This window comes from Streptomyces cyaneochromogenes, assembly GCF_003963535.1.
In the GTDB taxonomy this organism is placed as follows: domain Bacteria; phylum Actinomycetota; class Actinomycetes; order Streptomycetales; family Streptomycetaceae; genus Streptomyces; species Streptomyces shaanxiensis.
Genome location: NZ_CP034539.1, coordinates 10,042,117 through 10,058,031 on the forward strand (window position 1 = coordinate 10,042,117; position 15,915 = coordinate 10,058,031).

Annotated in this window: 3 protein-coding genes; 2 read left to right on the top strand and 1 reads right to left on the bottom strand. The window is 74.3% G+C overall.

The annotated features are described in order from the left end of the window. Positions 1-196 precede the first annotated feature (196 nt). Complete coding sequence (locus tag EJ357_RS45105) at positions 197-2,215, top strand: AfsR/SARP family transcriptional regulator (protein WP_126398323.1); 2,019 nt, start codon at positions 197-199, stop codon at positions 2,213-2,215. 221 nt (positions 2,216-2,436) lie between these two features. Further along, positions 2,437-14,910, top strand: a complete 12,474-nt coding sequence (locus EJ357_RS45110) for a non-ribosomal peptide synthetase/type I polyketide synthase (protein ID WP_126398325.1) — start codon at positions 2,437-2,439, stop codon at positions 14,908-14,910. Here EJ357_RS45110 and EJ357_RS45115 read toward each other — a convergent pair. Continuing rightward, a complete protein-coding gene (locus EJ357_RS45115; RefSeq protein ID WP_126400891.1) occupies positions 14,855-15,892 on the bottom strand; it encodes an LLM class flavin-dependent oxidoreductase in 1,038 nt (345 codons plus the stop codon). The genes EJ357_RS45110 and EJ357_RS45115 overlap by 56 nt on opposite strands. Positions 15,893-15,915: the final 23 nt, after the last annotated feature.

The window sequence follows — 15,915 nt, forward strand, 5'->3', positions numbered from 1 at the left end:
GCTGCGCTCCCTGCGGTCATGGCTGCGCCGCGTACGGGCATGGCTGAGCTGTCCATGGTCATGGCTGCGCTCCTTACCGATGCGAAACGATGGATGGGTGGAGGATGCCTCTTGGAGGATCTTGTTCCTCGATCCTCCTGGGAGCGGATGAGCAGTGGATGAGCAGCGCCTGGAAGGCCCGCGACAGCGTCGGACGGTGGACGACGCGCTCCCCGGCTTCGGCGTGCTCGGGCCGGTCACGGCCTGGGACGCGGAGGGGAACGCCATCGCCCTGAAGGGGCCGCGGCACCGCTCGGTGCTGGCCCGGCTCATCGTCGCCCGGGGACGTGTCGTGCCCGTCTCCCGCCTGGTGGACGATCTCTGGTCGGATCCGCCCGGCGACGCGGTGGGTGCCGTACGCACGTTCGTCGCCGCGTTGCGCCGCGCCCTCGAACCGGGCCGCCCGCCCCGCAGCCCGGCCCGGCTGCTCGTCACCGACGGCCCGGGATACGCCCTGCGCACCTCGACGGACGCGGTCGACGCCTGGCGCTTCGAGGCGGCGGTCGCCGCCGCCGGGACGCTGCCGCCCAAGGAGGCGGCCGTACGGCTGGAGGAGGCGCTCGGCTGGTGGCGCGGACCCGCCTACGCTCAGTTCGCCGACCAGCCGTGGGCGCGGGGCGACAACCGCCGTCTGACCGAGTTGCGCCTGCACGCCGTGGAGCTGCGTGCCGAGGCGCTGCTGTCGCTCGGCCTGGCCGACCGCGCGGCCGCGGACCTCAGGGCGCACGCGGCCGAGCATCCCTGGCGTGAGAACGCCTGGCGCCTGCTGGCCCTGGCGCTGTACCGAACCGGTCGGCAGGCCGACGCGCTGGACGTGCTGCGCCGGGCCCGTGCGCTCCTGGCCGAGCACCTGGGCGTCGATCCGGGCCCGGGACTGCGCTCCCTGGAGGCGGACATCCTCCACCAGGCCGACCACCTCGACCAGCCGCCGGAAAACCCCGCCGGCCGGGTCTGGGAGCAGGTCGCCGCCGCCTACGACCGTGCCGTCGCCCCCGACGCCCGGGCACGCCTGGAGTCGACGGCCGGCCTGCTGCGCAACCTCGCCGTAACCGGCGGCAGCGGACTGCCGGCCGCCCGCGAGCACCGGGTCGCGGCGATCGCGGCCGCCGAGGAACTGGGCGACGCCGAACTGACGGCCCGGGTGATCGGCGCCTACGACGTCCCGGCGATCTGGACCACCCTGGACGACCCGGAACAGGCCGCACACGTGGTCGCGGCCGCCGAGCGCACCCTCGCCGCCCTGCCTTCCACCGAGTTCCCGGCCGGGCTCGAACAGGGCGGTTCCCCCGTCGGCCAGGAGGCGGCCAGGGCCCGGTTGCTGGCCACCATCGCCCTGGAGTCGCGTGGCACTGCCCTCGCCCGTGGCTCTCAGGCCGCCCGCCAGGCAGAGGAGATCGCTCGCCGGCTGGACGATCCGGTGCTGCTGGCGTTCGCCCTCAACGGGGCATTCATGCAGTGCTTCGACCGCGCCGGACTGGCGCCGCGGCGCGACGAGATCGGCGCCGAACTGGTCGCGCTCTCGGCCCGGCACGGCCTGGCCGACTTCGAGATCCTCGGCCACCTCGTCCGGCTCCAAGCCCGCTGCGCCCTCGGCGACTTCACCGCGGCCGACCGGCACGCGGCCGCCGCGGACGCACTGGCCGTACGGCACGAGCGGCCGTTGGTGGGCGTGTTCACCGGCTGGTACGCGGCGCTGCGGCTCGACGCCACGGACCAGGCACCGGCGAATCAAGCGGAAGCGGCCTACCGGGACGCGGCCGGCCTGCTCCGCGACGCGGGTATGCCGGGCCTCGCCGAGGGCCTGCTGCCGCTCGCGCTGCTGTGCCTGCGCCTGCGGCACGGGCTTCCCCTGAGCTTCGACGAAGACACGGACTGGGGCCCGTACGCCCCCTGGGCGCACCCCCTTCTCCTCCTGGACCGGGGCCACCTCCCGGAGGCCGCCGAGGCACTGGACGCCACACCCGAGCCGCCCCGCGGCCTCCTCCAGGAGGCTCTGTGGTGCCTCACCGCCCGAGCGGCACTGGCGCTGGGCGACCACCAGGTCATGGCACGCGCCCAGGCCGCCCTCACCCCGGCGGCCGGCGAACTGGCCGGTGCGGGCAGCGGCCTGCTGACCCTGGGCCCGGTCTCGGCCCACCTGACCGACCTGGCAACCGCCCTCGCGGGCACGGAATAGGAGCTGGACCCCGGCCCGATCGGACGCCGAAGGAGTCCGGCGGAGAGCCGGAGAGCGCTGGGCCGTCCTCTGCCGAAACAGCCCCGGCGGTCGTCCGGTACGTACTCCGGGGCAGGGCAATTCGGCGGTGAACCGGTCGAACATTCTCCTCGTCATACTGGTGAATGATCGAAAACGCTGCTGGCGGGTGCCCTGGCCCCGTGCGACGAGGAAGGAAGCGCATGCCGACTGCCGGGCGCCGTACCGCCGTCACGCTCCTCGACATCCTGCTGCGGGCCGCCGAGGAAGAACCCGGTCAGGTCGTCGTCCATGTCCGCGGAGACGGCAGCGAACACACCGTCACCTTCGCCGAACTCCACGACGACGCCCTGCGCGTGGCCGGGGGTCTGCGCGCGGCGGGGCTCGAGCCCGGCACGCCCGTTCCGCTGCTCGCGGAGCTCGGCGAGGACTTCCAGCCGATGTTCTGGGGCGCCCTGGCGGCGGGACTCGTGCCCGTGCCGCTCGCCCCGGAGACGCGCCGGGTCGGACCGGTCTGGGAGTTCCTGGGCAGGCCCGCCGTGGTGGTCGACGACACCACCGAAGCCCTGCTCGCCGAGATCCCCGGCCCGGTGCGCGCCCTGCGCCTGAGCGCGTTGCGCGAGGGCGACCCGCTGTGCTCGCTGCCCCGCAGGGATCCACAGGACCTCGCCTTCCTGCAGTTCTCCTCCGGCAGCACCGGCGCCCCGAAGGGCGTGGAGCTCACCCACGAGGCCGTGCTCGCGAACCTCCGGCAGATCCGCGCCGCCATGGCGATCACCCCGGACGACGTGGTGGCGACCTGGATGCCGTACTTCCACGACATGGGCCTGATAGGCACCCACCTCGTCCCCATGGCCGCGCGCCTGAAGCAGGTACGCCTCGAACCCCTGACCTTCGCCAAGCGTCCGGCCCGCTGGCTCGAAGCGGTGACGCGGCACAAGGCGACCCTGCTGTCGGCGGCGAACTTCGCGCTGGCGCTGGCGGTGCGGCGGGTGCCGGACAGCACCTGGGCCGGCTCGGACCTGAGCTGCGTACGGCTGATGCTCGTGGGCGCCGAGCCCATCGCACCGCGCGTGTGGCGGGAGTTCACCGCCAAGGCCGGCCCGGCGGGGCTGGACGCCACGGCCATGCTGCCGGTCTACGGACTGGCCGAGGCCACCCTCGCGGTGACCGTACCCCCGCTCGGGGAGATCGCCGAACCGCTGGCACTGGACCGGACGGCGCTCAGCCGTGGCCGGGCCGTTCCCGCCGAACCCGGACCGGACGCCGTCGAACTGATGGACGTGGGCCGCCCCGTGCCGGACTGCGAGATCCGCGTCACCGACGACTCCGGCAGGTCCCTCGGCGAGCGGCGGATCGGTCACATCGAGGTACGGGGTCCCCAGGTGGCCCGCGGCTACCACCGCAGCCCCGAGGCGAGCGCCGCCGCGTTCTGCGGTGGCTGGCTGCGCACCGGCGACGTCGGCTTCCTGGACGAGGGCCGCCTGTGCGTCACCGGCCGTCACAAGGACGTCGTCTTCGTCGGCGGCCGCACCTTCCACGCACCCGACATCGAGGAGACCGCCGCCGCCACTGAGGGACTGCCCGGCGGGACGGTGGCGGCGATCGGATCCACCGACCCGGACACCGGGGGCGACCGTGTCGTGGTGTTCGTGCAGTGGGCGCGGCCCGCCCCGGCCACGGCTCTGCCGGTACTCGACGCCGCCGCGGCCCGGGTCCGCGAGGCATTGGGCCACGACGACGTACGGGTGTTGCCCCTGCCGCCCGGGGCGTTTCCCCGCACGACGAGCGGCAAGCTGCGGCGCGCTGTGATGCGGGTGCGGTTCGAGGCGGGCGCGTACGCGGCGGTCGAGGAGCGGCTGTCCGCGGCGCGGGTCGAGGGTGAGCCTGATCGGCTTGAGGGTGAGCGTGACCGGGTCGGGGCCAAGCCGATCCTGCCCAAGGCCGAGTCGGCCCTGTCCAAGGCCGAGTTGCCCCCTGCGGAAGGGCTCCGTCCGCAGGGGCCCGAGCCACGCTCACGGCGCGACGTCGAGGACGCGCTACGGGGTATCTGGGCACGGATCCTGGACCTCGCGCCGGCGGACATCGACCGCGACGACCGGTTCTTCGCGCTCGGGGGATCCTCGCTGAAGGCGATGGCGGTGCTCGCCGGGATCGAGGACGCCTTCGCCGTCACGGTGGAGCCGCGTGTGCTGCGCGACCACGACACGGTGGGCGCGCTGGCCGGACATGTGCTGGCCCAACTGACCAGTGCCAGTACGGGATGTGAGGTGACGTCAGGAGCGTCGTCACGTTCCGATGGCGGCGGGGTGACGGACACGACCGACGCCGAGCGCGCCTCGGTGCCGTCCGGTGCGAACGCGGGGAACCAGCCGGTGGCGGTGCTCGGCATGGCCTGCCGGTTCCCCGGTGCTTCGACGCCCGAGGCGTTCTGGGAGCTGCTCCTCGCCGGACGTGACACGGTGACCCCCGCACCCGACACCCGCTGGGAGAGCGCGCCGGACGGCCCCGGTCTCTTCGGGTCCTTCCTCCCGGACCCGGCGGACTTCGACGCCGCGTTCTTCGGCCTGGACGACGAGGAGGCCCGCGCGACCGACCCGCAGGCGCGGATCTTCCTGGAGCTGGCCCACGAAGCCCTGGAGCGCGCCGGGTACGCGGGACCGCGGCGGACCGGTCGCCGGATCGGTGTGTTCGCCGCCGTGAGCGACAGCGGCTACCGGGAGATCCTGGCCGCCGCCACGGACGGCGACCTCGCCGCCCACCCGGGCGCGCTCACCGGGAACCTGCCCAACCTGATCGCCGCCCGCCTCTGCCAGGCCCTCGACCTGGACGGCCCCGCCCTCGCGGTCGACACCGCCTGTTCCTCCGCGCTCGTTGCGCTGCACCTGGCGCGGCGCAGCCTCCAGAGCGGCGAATGCGATGTCGCGGTCGTCGGCGGTGTCCAGCTCGCGCTCACCCCGACCGGCCACCGGCTGCTCGCACGCGCGGGCGCGCTCTCCCCGACGGGCAGTGGCCGCCCCTTCGGCGCCGCCGCCGACGGCATCGTGCCCGGAGAAGGCGGAGCGGTCCTCGTCCTCTCCCGCCTGGACGACGCACGGCGGGACGGCGATGCGGTACTCGCCCTGGTCCGTGGCACGGCCGTCAACAACGACGGGCGATCGCTCAGCCTGCTCGCCCCCAACCCGCGTACCCAGCGCGAGGTCATCACCCAGGCGTACGGCGAGTGCGGCGTCGACCCCGACGCGGTGTCGTACGTCGAGGCACACGGCACCGGCACTCCGGTGGGCGACCCGATCGAGGCGCAGTCGCTCGGGCACGCCTTCCCGCCCCGCAGCGACGGGCTTCCGCGCCTGCTCGGCTCGGTCAAGGCCAACATCGGTCACCTGCTGAACGCCGCCGGCATGCCCGGCCTGCTCAAGACGGTCCTGGCGCTCCAGCACCGCCGGATCCCGCCCGCCCCGAACACGGCCACGCCCGCGCCCTACCTGGAACGTGTCGCCCCGGGCTTCGAACTCGTCACCGAGCAGCGGGAATGGCGGACCCCCGGACCCCTGGTCGCGGGCGTCAACGCCTTCGGCTTCGGCGGGACCAACGCGCATGCCGTACTGGAGGAGGCACCCGGACGGACAACCTCTCCAGTGTCCGCCGCCGACGGCCCGCACCTGCTCACGCTGTCGGCCCACAGCCCCGACGCCCTCCGAACGGCCGCCGCCGACCTGGCCGCGTACGCACGGACCCGCCCGGACCTGCGGGAAGCCGACCTCTGTGCCACCGTCAACGCCGCCCGCGACGACCGTCCTCACCGCCTGGCCGTGGTCGTGGAAGGCGACCTCGCGGACCGTCTCCATGCCGCCCGCCCGGCAGACTTCGCGCTCGCCCGTTCCCGCCCACGCACGGTGTTCCTGATGCCCGGACAGGGAGCACAGCGGCCAGGGCAGGGCCTTGCCCTGTACCGGTCGGCTCCGGTGTTCCGGGAGGTCGTCGACGAGGCCTCCTCGCTGACCGGCCCCGTGCTCGGGCGCTCGCTCGCCGAGTGGTGCCTCGATCCCCGCACGGATCCCGCGGAGTTGGCCAGGACCGAGGTGGCCCAGCCGCTGCTCGTCGCGTTCGGGGTGGGACTGGCCCGGCAGTTGGGGGAGTGGGGCCTGGGCGCGGACGCGGTCGCCGGACACAGCGTGGGTGAGATCGCGGCCGCGTGCGTCGCCGGGGCGCTCAGCCTCGCCGAAGCTGTGGGGTTCGCCGCGGAGCGTGGGCGCCTGGTGGGTGAACTGGCCCTGCCCGGAGCCATGGTCGCCGTCAAGGGAGACGAGAACAGCGTCGCCGAGCTCGTCGCCGCGTCCGGCGGCTCGCTGAGCGTCGCCGCCGTCAACGGCCCCGGGCAGGTGGTGATCTCAGGGTCCGAGGATGCCGTCGACCGCGCTGTGGCGGAGCTGACGGGACGTGGCGTGGCCACGCGCGGACTCCGCGTCTCGCACGCCTTCCACTCGCCGCTGCTGGAGCCGGTCCTCGACCCGCTGCGGGACGCCGCGAAGGCGCTCACGGTCAAACCGGTGGCCGTGCCGATGCTGAGCACGGTCACCGGCGAATGGCGCCCCGGCCTCACGCCCGCCTACTGGCAGGAGCACGCCGTCCAGCCGGTACGGTTCGGCGCGGCTGTGGCGCGGCTCCTGGACGAGGGCTACGACCATTTCGTCGAACTGGGCCCGGGGAACACCCTGGGCGGAGCGGTCCGCGCGGTCGCCGGCATGCGGGGCGGCCCGGACGTGGCGGTGCTGACGACAGGACTCGCCGGGGACTCGGGCCGTGATCCCGAATCCTCCGGGGCGCGGGCCCTGTTGGAGACGGCGGGCCGACTGTGGGCACGCGGCGCGGAACTGGATCGGGTGGCTCTGGAGGGGACGGTTCCGGCACCCCTGGACCGGACGGGGCGGGGCGTCGGACGGCCGAGGGTCCCGGTACCGACGTATCCGTTCCAGCGCACCCGCCACTGGCCGAGCAAATCCGGCGCGGAAACCGTGGTGCGGCGCCTCGACTGGAGGGACGCGCCGCTGACGTCGGCGGCGGGGCCTCGCGTGGTACGGCTGATCGGCGCCGACCAGGTGCTGGGTACAGCCCAAGTGCCGGGCATGGGCGAGGGGTTGGGCTCGGTCCAGTCGCTCGGCCAGGCCCTTGCCGAGCGGCTCACCGGCCGTGGGGTGACCGTGATGTGGGAGGGCAGCACCGCGGACGAGACGGTCTCCGCGTCGCCGGACACCGTGGTGTGGCTTGCGGGCGCGGTGGGCACCGGAGACGGACGCCTCCCGGCCACGGCCATGGACACGGCCGCGACCACGGACACCGGCCTGAGCGCGGCCGTTCCCGCACTGCGCCCCGTGCTCGACCTGCTCGCCACCGGCTGCGCCCGACTGCTGGTGGTCACCGAGGACGCGTACGTCGTCGGTGCCTCGACGCAAGAGGCGCGCCCGGCGCAGGCGCTCCTGCACGGCTTCGCGCTGGCGCTCCCGCAGGAGTACCCGGGGCTTGCCGCAGCCGGCATCGACCTGTCCGCCCGCGACCCGCTCGACGCCCGGGTCGACGCCTTGGAACGGGAGCTGTGGTCGGCCCCCCGGCCGGGCGCGGAGGACGCGGAGGGGGCGGGGGGCGCGTTCGCGTGGCGCTCCGGCCGCAGGCTCAGCCGTACGCCGTCCGACGTGCCGGACGCTCCGGCGGCCCTCGATGCCCTGCCGCCGGACGGCACGTACCTGATCACCGGGGGAGCCGGCGGGCTCGGCTCCGCGCTCGCACGTGATCTGGCGGGTCGCGGCGCCCGCGACCTGATCCTGACCGGCCGCTCCGAGACCGCTCCCGACGAGCTGCTCAGCGAACTCCGCGCCCTGGGCGCCCGGGCCCGGTACCGGGCGGCCGACGTGTCCGACGCGGCCGCCGTCGACGCCCTGTTCGCCACCCTGCCCCCGCTCGATGGGGTGTTCCACGCCGCCGGTACGGTCCGGCCCGGCACCCTCCGTGCCAAGAGCGACGGCGAGATCGAGCAGGTACTCGCCGCGAAGGTGCGGGGCACGGTGCTGCTCGCCGAGGCGCTGCGGCGACACGGCCAGGCACCGGCGGTGTGCGTCGCCTTCTCCTCCCTCTCCTCGGTGCTGCCCGGCCTGGCGGGCGCGCTCGGCGACTACGCGGCGGCCAACGCCTTCCTGGACGCCTTCGCCGCCGCCGAACGCGCCGCGGGCCGGCCCTGGCAGGCGATCGGGTTCGGGCCTGTCGCCGATGCGGGACTGGCCGCCGGATCACCGGTCCGACAGCGGCTGCGCGCCCGCGGGCTGACCCCGATGACCGCGCGGGCAGCGATCGCCGCGCTGCGCACGGCCGTCGCCACCGATGCCGCGCATCTGCTGGTGACCCCCTCGGAGCCGCCCGCGCCGGCCGTCACCGTGGACCGCCCGAGCGGTACGCAGGACAGCGCAGTTCCAGCGCCCCGTACCCCACCGGACGGCGAAGCCGATGCCGGCGCCGAGGTCGACCCGGACCGCGTCGCCGATCTGGTCCGCCGCCTGCTGGCCGAGGCACTGCACCGCGCCCCCGAGGACATCGGCGACGACGAGCAGTTCCTCGGCCTGGGGCTCGACTCCCTGACCGCTGTGGACCTCGCACGCCGCCTGGAGACGGAACTCGGGCTGCCGCTGCCCGCCACGCTGCTCTTCGAGTACCGGACGATCGGCGAACTGGCCGCCCATCTCGGCGGACAGACACCAACGGCCGCCCCCGCCCTCATCCCCGCCCCCACCGCCGTCACCCGCCGCGCGGCTGAGACCACCCCTCGCCCCCTCACCCCGCTCCAACGCGCCTTCCTCACCACCGAGGCCCTGTACGAAGGCGTCACCGCCTACGGCTACATACGCCAGACCGTCCGAGGCCCCCTCGACCCCGACCTCCTCGGCCTCGCCCTGTCCCACCTCGCGGCACGCCACCCGATGCTGCGCCTGCGCATCACCACGGACGCCACGGACGCCACGCACGCCACTCACGGCACACCGCCGCCCCGCCAGTACGCCGCACCAGCCGATCGCACCGACCGATCCCCGTACTGGTACGAGGTGCACGAGCCGGACGCCACCACGCCGCCCCTGCCCGACCTCGAACAGCGGCTGTACAACCGCCCGTTCGACCTGACCGCCGAGGCCCCGGTGCGTGCCGCTCTGGTCCGTGACCGCAGTGACGCGCACCTCGCCCACCTGCTGCTGGTCGTCCATCACAGCGCCGCGGACGGCTACAGCCTCAAGGTCCTGTGCGAGGAGCTCTGGTCGCTCTACACCGCCCTCGCCGACGGGCGCGCCCCCGAACTCCCCACCCCACGCGCCGAGTTCGCCGACTACGCGGACCTGGTCACCGCGGAGCGCCGGTCGCCCGACTTCACCCGGGACCAGCGGTACTGGCGTGACCGCATCGCCGAGCACACCGCGTCGGCCACGGCCCCGGCACTGCCGTACGACGGCAACCCGGAAGCACTCCCGGAGCCGCCGCTCGCCCACCACCAGACGACCGTCGACGCACCGCTCACGGCGGCGCTGCGCGAGCTGGCCGCCCGCCACGAGGTCTCCCTGTTCCATCTCCTCCTCGCGGTGTACGGCCGCTGCCTGGCCCGGTGGAGCGGACAGCGGGCCGTCGCCGTGAACGTGGCGCGCGCCCGCCGGGAGGTGCCCCTGCCCGGGATCGACCGCCTCGTGGGCCCGCTCGCCGACACCCTGCCGGTCTTCGCCGACGTCGACCCCGACGAGCCCGTGACCTCGCTGGCGCGCCGGCTGCAGCGGATCTGGCGTGAGGCAGAGTCCCACGCCACGCTCGGCAGCCCCGACATCGCCGCGCTGCTGCCCGCCACCGGCCCCGCCCCACGTACGGTCGCCCCGGCCGGGTTCAGCTTCGCCCGCTTCCCGGTGAGCCACGGCCGCGACTGGCCGGTCACCGTGACCCCGACCGCGGCGGCCACCGCCTCCGCCGCGACCCGGCTCGGCCTGCTGTGCTGGGAGTCCGACACAGCCCTGCGCCTGTCCTGGAACCACCCCGCCCACCTCTTCCGGCGCACGACCGTGGAGCGGCTCGCCGCGGACTACCTGGGCGAACTGCGCGCCGCGACCGTACAACCGCCGACGCCGTCGCTTTCCCCTGGCAAGGCCGCCACACACCCCGGCGACACCACCAGCCGCCCCGGCGACACCGCCGCACACCCCGTCACGCCTGCCGGTTCCCGATCTCGCGGCGACGACGGTGTCGCGGCCCGCCTGAGCGCCCAGTTCCGCGCGACGCCGACAGCAGTGGCCGTCAACACCGGCAGCGCGACGCTCACTTACGCCGAACTCGACAGCGCCTCCGCCGCTCTCGCCACCCGGCTGAGAGCGAACGGCGTACGCCCCGGCGACCTGGTCGGCCTGCTCACCGAACCGGGCGCGGACACCGTCGTCGGCGTGGTCGGCATCCTCCGCTCGGGCGCCGGTTGGGTGCCCCTGGACGCCGCTCACCCCGTCGCCCGGCTGCGGGACCAGGTCCACCGCACCGGCGTGAGCGTGGTGGTGTGCCACACGGCGACACGAGCGGCCACTGCCGCGCTGGCCGACATCACCCTGGTCACCGCCGACGGCCCGGCACCGGCCTTGGACCCCGTGCTGCCGCTGCCGCCCGCCGACCCGGACGCCATCGCCTACGTCATCTTCACCTCGGGCTCCACCGGCCGCCCCAAGGGCGTCCCGATCACCCACCGCTCCATGCTCAACTACCTCGACTGGTCGTTGGCCACCTTCGGCTACGGCCCGGGGGATCATCTCGCGCAGACGGCGAATGTCTGCTTCGACGCCTCCGTACGCCAGTTGCTGGCACCCCTGCTGGTCGGCGCCACGATCCACACCCTCACCCGGGACCTCGTCCGTGACCCCGAAGCCCTGCTGGACCGGATCGTCGACGACCGCATCACGGTGTGGAGTTCGGTGCCGACGCTGTGGGAGCGGCTGCTGACCGCCGCCGAGACCCGGGCGGGACAGGACGGCACCCCCCCGGACCTGTCGGCACTGCGCTGGGTCCACGTGGGAGGCGAGGCACTCCCCGCCGCCCACGTGCGGCGCTGGTTCGACCTGCTCGACACCTGCGGGGGACCGGAGCACCGGGTCGCCAACCTCTACGGGCCCACCGAGGCCACCATCAACGCCACCTGCCACATCATCGACACCCGGCCCGCCGACGACGTACGGCACCTGCCCATCGGCCGGCCGGTGGCCGGGACCGAACTGGCCGTCGTCACCGAGGCGGGCCGCCCCTGCCCGCCCGGCGAAGCCGGTGAACTGCTCATCGCCGGAACCGGGCTGACACCCGGTTACCTCGGCGAACCGCACCTCACCGCGCAGGCCTTCGTCGAACGTGACGGTCACCGCTGGTACCGCAGCGGTGACCGCGTCCGCCGAACCGCTGACGGCGCACTGGAGTTCCTCGGCCGGCTCGACGACCAGGTCAAGGTCCGCGGCCACCGCGTCGAACTCGGCGAGGTCGAGGCCGCGCTGCTCACCCACCCGGACGTCTCCCGGGCCGCCGTGCTGCTCGCCGAGGGACGCCTGTTGGCGTACGTCGAGCCCAGGCCCGGTGCCGGGGAGCCCGACGCACGCGAGCTGCGCGCCTTCCTGGCCCGCGTTCTGCCGCCGTACATGCTGCCCGGACGCATCCGCTCGATGCCGGCGATGCCGCTGACCGGCACCGGCAAGATCGACCGAAAGCTGCTGGCGCGCGAAGGCGAGGGAACGAGCGGTGCGGACGCCGCCGACGGCGTCGTCGGCCGCGACGGGGACGACCGTGCTCACGGGTCCGCGCCGTCCGGGCCCGGAACCCCTCCCACCACCCCGACCGAGCGCACCGTGGCACGCATCTGGTCGGCCCTGCTGGACGTCCCGGACGTCACACGCGACGACGACTTCTTCGCCCTCGGCGGCGACTCCATCATGGTCCTGGAGCTCTTCGCCCGTCTGCGCAACGAACTGCCGTCCGTCCCCCGGCCCACCACCCTCTACACCCACCGCACACTGAGCGCAATCTCGGCAGCCCTCGACACCGCCGCCGCCACAGTCCCCTCGGTCGCACCGACCCCGGACTCCGGCTCCGGCTCCGCGCAGTTCGCGGGCCCCTACCCGCTCACCCCCTCCCAGCGAGGCTTCCTCCTCGCCGAGACCATCGACCCCGGTGCGGGCTCCGGCTGGCTCGCCCGGTTCCGGCTGGGCGGGCCGCTGCGCCAGGACGTCCTCCAGCGCGCCGTCGACGTTCTGGTGGCCCGGCATCCCATGCTCCGCACCGTCTTCCCCGCGGGCGCCCGTCCGCCGGTGCAGCAGGAGCTGCCGGACTCGCTGCGTCTGCCCGTGGAGGCGGAGACCCTCGCACACCCCGACCTGCTCGAAGAGCGGATCGCCGAGGAGGCACGCCGCCGACTGGAGCCCTGGGCCTGGCCGTTGCTGCGGCTGCGGCTGTTCGGTGTGGCCCCCGACGAGCACGTGCTCGTCGTCCATGCGCACCACCTCATCGGCGACGGCTACAGCGCCGCCCTGCTCGCCAGGGAACTGCTCACGGTGTACGACCGCCTCGACCGCGGCCTGTCCCACGGCCTGCCGCCGCTCGACAGCTCCTTCCGCGACCACGTCGCCCTGTCCGCCGTACGCCCACACCCACACGGACCCGAGGCCGAGGACTACCGCGCACGCCTCGGAGCGCCCTACACGCCCCCGGTGCTGCGCAACCCGACCCCCGAGGACGCCGACGTACAACCGGCGTTCCACACCACGGGGTTCACCCTGGACCCCGTCACGACCGGTGCGCTGCGCAGGCTCGCCCGAGCAGCGCACCGCACCCCGTACGCCCCGCTGCTCACCGCGTACTACCGCGCCCTCGCGGCGTTCACCGGACAGCGCGATCTCGTGCTGGGGCTCGCTGTCACCGGGCGCGAGGAGTCCACGGTGGACGCACACCGGGTGTTCGGCCCGTTCGCGGAGGCGGTGGCCCTGCGCCCTGCTGGGCCCGGCGGAGGTGACCCCGGCATGGGAAGCGACGGCCAACTGCCCTCGTTCGAGGACGACTTGCGGTGCCTAGCCGCCGAGGCCGACCTGGCCCGGGCCGAAGGGCCGGGCGGTGAACTCCGCACGGCAGCGGGACTGCCGCACCACGCCCAGTTCTTCTTCACCTTCCTCGACTTCACCTCTCTCGGCTCGGAGGCCGTGGGCCGTCTGACGCTGCACGCGGACGAGTCCGACACCGCCCTCGCCCCGCCGCCGGTGGGCACCGACGTGTTCCTGGCCGTGCGGCCGGTGGCGGACGGTGAGGGACTGCGCGTCACCGTGCGGGCCTCGGCGGCGGCCCTCACCTCCCGTGAAGTCGCCGGGTTCGCCGAGGAGATACGGAGGCAGCTGCGGGACGCGCTCAGCGAGGTGCGGGACCCCGAAGCCGCGCCGGCCCGCAGCGGTGGCCGCCGACGCCGTAGGCACCTCGACGCCGCGCTCGTCGGATACCTGCCTGCCCCGCACCACCTCGCCGCCATCGCCGGACTGCCGCCCGAGAGTCCCGGCCTCGGCCGTGAGGAGATCCGGGCGCTCCTCTTCCCGGAGGGGCGTGCCCGGCTGCTGGAGGAGACCGGGACCCCGCTCGGGAACTCCGGCTTCGTGGCCCTGCCTCTGTTCGCGGACGAACTGGCCGCGGGCGGCGACCTCGCGGCCCGCACCGCCCGCGCCGTGGAGCATGCCGCCTCACTCGGTGCGCGGTGCGTCTCGCTCGCGGGCATGATCCCGTCCCTCACCGGCTACGGCTACGACGTCCTGCGGGAGACCACGGCCGGCGCCGCCCTCACCACCGGTCACGGGTCGACGACCGTGGCCGTGGTCAAGACCGTCCGGGCCACGCTCGCGGCGACCGGCCGCCGCCTCGACGATCTCTCCCTGGCGATCGTCGGGTGCGGCTCGATCGGCACCTCGTCCCTACGCCTGCTGCTGGCGACGGCACCCCGCCCGCCGGCCCGGCTGCTGCTGTGCGACGTGCCCGCAAGCACCGTGCGACTGAAGCGGCTGGCGGCCGACCTGACGGCCGGGAATCCCGCGATGCCGGTCCAGGTCGCCGAGTCCGGGCGGAGCCTGCCCGCGTCGGTCTACGAGGCCGACGTGATCGTCACCGCCGTGAGCGGCGCGACGAACCTCCTGGACATCGACCGGCTCCGCCCCGGCACGACCGTCGTGGACGACTCCTTCCCGCACTGTTTCGACACCGCGAGGGCACTGGACCGCATGAGCCGCGACCAGGACGTCCTGGTCGTCGGAGGCGGTCTGCTGGCCCTGGACGCCACGGTTACGCGGCTGAGTGACGATCTGCCGGGCGTGGCGAGCGCGGGGTTCGCCATGCGGCCCGGGATCGCGGGCACCTTGGCGTCGTGCCGACTGGAGTCGCTGCTCCACGCCCATCTCGCGGACTCCGGCCGCTCGCCGAGCGCTCTCCCCCTCATCCACGGCCTGGTCGACCTGCCCCGTGCCCTTGCCCACTGGGACGCGGCCGAGGCCGCCGGGGTCCGGCCCGCCCCGCTGCACCTTCTCGACCGCGTCCTCGCGGAGGGCGAGGGGCTGCCTGTCAGGTCCCCGAACGCCAACCCAGCGCCGGACCCAGCCGGGTGGCGATGTCCGTGAGGATCTGCACATAGTCCTCGTGCTCGAAGGTGAAGGGCAGCGCGAACGCCACCTCGTCGACCTCGCGGAACGCGGCGTGGGCGTGGAGGCGTTCGGCGATCTCCGCCGAGCTGCCGACGAGGTCCGGCGCGAACAGCAGCCGGGCCGGACCCTGCGGTGCCGCGGTGCGCGGGGTGCGCTTGGCGACGTACTCCTCGTACTTCGCGCGCTGCTCGGGCGTGGCGGAGTCGGTGGGGATGACGACGAGGCCCTGGGAGACGCGGGCGTTCTCGCCGTCGGGGTGATGGGCGCGGAAGGCGCGGATGTGCGAGAGCTGGATCGCCGCGAAGTCCGGTGCCGCCGCCGCGTCTTCGGGCTCCTCCACCTTGACGACACTGCTGGTGAGCAGGTTCATCCCCTGCTCGCCGGCCCACTGCGCCGAACGCAGGCTGCCGCCGCCGTACCACAGCCGGCTGCCCAGGCCGGGGGAATGCGGCTGCACGCGCTCGGAGAACACTTCAAAGCCCTCCATGCCGCTGAAGTCCGTGGCCGGCTTGCCCCGCACGAAGTCCAACAGCCGCCGCACCCGCCCGTAGCCGAAGTCCTCGACGTCGGCCGTGTCGGGGTACAGGGCCTCCTTGACCCGGTCGTAGTGCATCGGCGGGCCCACGCTGACGCCCGGGTTGATACGGCCCCCCGACAGGATGTCGACCGTCGCCAGGTCCTCGGCCAGCCGCAGCGGGTTCTCCCAGCCGAGCGGGATGACGGCGGTGCCGAGCTCGATGCGGCTGGTGCGCTGGGAGGCCGCCGCGAGGACGGCGACGGGGGAGGAGATGCCGTACTGGAGATGACGGTGGCGGAGCCACGCGCTGTCGAAGCCGAGCCGCTCGCCCAGCTCGATGATCTCCAGCGTGGATTCGTGGCCCCGCCGTGGATCCGCCTCGTCGAACAGCCCGATCGTGAGGAAACCGAGTTTGCGCAACGGTCGTGAGGTCGGCGGCACGGGCCCTCCATCGTTCATGGATC